The sequence below is a fragment of the Streptomyces shenzhenensis genome (genome assembly GCF_021462265.1).
Lineage (GTDB): Bacteria > Actinomycetota > Actinomycetes > Streptomycetales > Streptomycetaceae > Streptomyces > Streptomyces shenzhenensis.
This window is the reverse complement of the sequence record NZ_JAJONF010000135.1, coordinates 1-1,873: the sequence shown is the minus strand read 5'-3', so window position 1 is coordinate 1,873 and position 1,873 is coordinate 1. Positions and strand designations below refer to the sequence as shown.

General features: G+C 71.7%; 1 protein-coding gene. It reads left to right on the top strand.

The window, feature by feature from the left end:
• Positions 1-97: 97 nt before the first annotated feature.
• Complete coding sequence (locus tag LQ326_RS47040) at positions 98-1,687, top strand: IS1182 family transposase (protein WP_234545353.1); 1,590 nt, start codon at positions 98-100, stop codon at positions 1,685-1,687.
• Positions 1,688-1,873 lie beyond the last annotated feature (186 nt).

Below are 1,873 nucleotides of genomic sequence, written 5' to 3'. Positions count from 1 at the left end.
CTAGGTGATTGGTGTCAATCGTGTGAGCTCGCGTTGGGTCTTCAACGTGTGCCAGGCTGCCGAGTGTTGGTCGCTGGGTGTGGGGAGAGGTTGAGCGATGGCAGTGGGCAGGACTCCGATGCAGCCGGGGTTGCTCTCCTCCACAGCGGGTTTCTGCGAGGGTCGGCTGGCGCCGAACTCGATCTACGCGGTGCTGCACCGCGAGTGCCGGGCGTTGTTCCCCGATGAGATGTTCGCGGATCTGTTCGCCGAGGACGGCCGCAGGTCGGTGCCGCCGATGATCGTGGCGGTCGTGATGGTCCTGCAGCGTCTGGAGGGCCTGTCCGATCGTGAAGCGGTCGAGCGGTTCGCGTTCGATGTGCGCTGGAAGTACGCCGCCGGCGGGCTGGACTTCGACCATCCGGGGTTCGTGCACACCGTGCTGGTGGACATGCGCGCGCGGCTGGCTGCGTCCGCCCGCCCGGACCGGATCTTCGAGCGGACCGTGGAGGTCGCCGGGCAGGCGGGGCTGGTCGGCCGCCGCCGGGTGCTGGACTCCGCACCGGTCTATGACGCGGTGGCCACGCAGGACACCATCACGCTGATCCGCTCGGCTGTCCGGGGTCTGCTGCGGGCGGCCGATCACGTGCTGCGGGCCCAGCTGCGGGCGGTGCTCTCCAGCGGCGATGCCTACACCGACATGGCCAAGCCGGTCATCGACTGGACGGACGCCGGTGAGCGGGAGGCGCTGATTGATTCGCGGGCCCGGGACGGGTACGCGCTGTTGGCCGTGCTGGACGGCCGGGACCTTGAGCCGGAGGTGGATCAGGCCGCGCGCCTGCTGGCCACCGTGCTCGGCCAGGACCTGGACCAGGACGGTGACGGAGTGTTCCGGATTGCCCGGAAGGTGGCCGCGGACCGGGTGATCTCCACGGTCGATCCCGAGGCCCGGCACGGGCACAAGACCGTCAACCGGTCCTTCGACGGCTACAAGGGTCACGTGGCTGAGGACCCCGACAGCGAGGTCATCACCGCGACCGCGGTCACGGCGGGCAACGCCGGCGACGCCGAGCCCGCCGCCGGGCTGCTGGCCGACGTCCTGAACGCGCCCGCCCCGAACGAGCAGGCCGAGGGTGGGCGGGCCGAGGTCTACGGCGATGCCGCCTACGGGACCGGACCGCTGCTGGCCGAGCTGGACGGGGCCGGCGCCCGGGTGATGGTCAAGGTGCAGGCGGCCAGCGCGCCCGGCGGACGGTTCTCCAAGGACGCCTTCACCGTCGACCTGGGGGCGGGGCAGGTCACCTGCCCGAACCAGGTGACCGTCCCGATCCGCCCGAAGTCCGACGGCCGTGGGGCGGCCTGCTTCAAGGCCGCCTGCTCCGCCTGCCCGCTTGCGGCCCAGTGCACGACCGCCAGGGACGGACGCGTCATCACCATCGGCCCGCACGAGGAGCACCTGGCCCGCGGCCGGGCACGCAGTGCCGACCCGGTCTGGCTCGCCGCCTACCGGGCCACCCGGCCCAAGGTTGAACGCAAGATCGCCCACCTCATGCGGCGGCGACACGGCGGACGCCGGGCCCGGGTGCGGGGGCGGGCCAAGGTCGCCGCCGACTTCTCCTTGCTGGCCGCCGCCGCCAACATCGCCCGGCTCGGCGTGCTCGGAATCATGTCCACGCCCGCTGGAAACTGGGCCACCGCCACCGGCTGACCGCTCCGAGGGAGCCCAGGGACACACCAACAGCCCGCCACAGCCGCACAGCGCCCCCTGAACGGCCCCAGCACGGGGCCACGGGCCACTGTCCAGATGGCCGAACCCCCAGCGGGCAACCACGATCAGAAGCCCGGAGGCGGAACCGGCACGCTCAGGAAGACCCGCTTAACACCAGTCACCTAG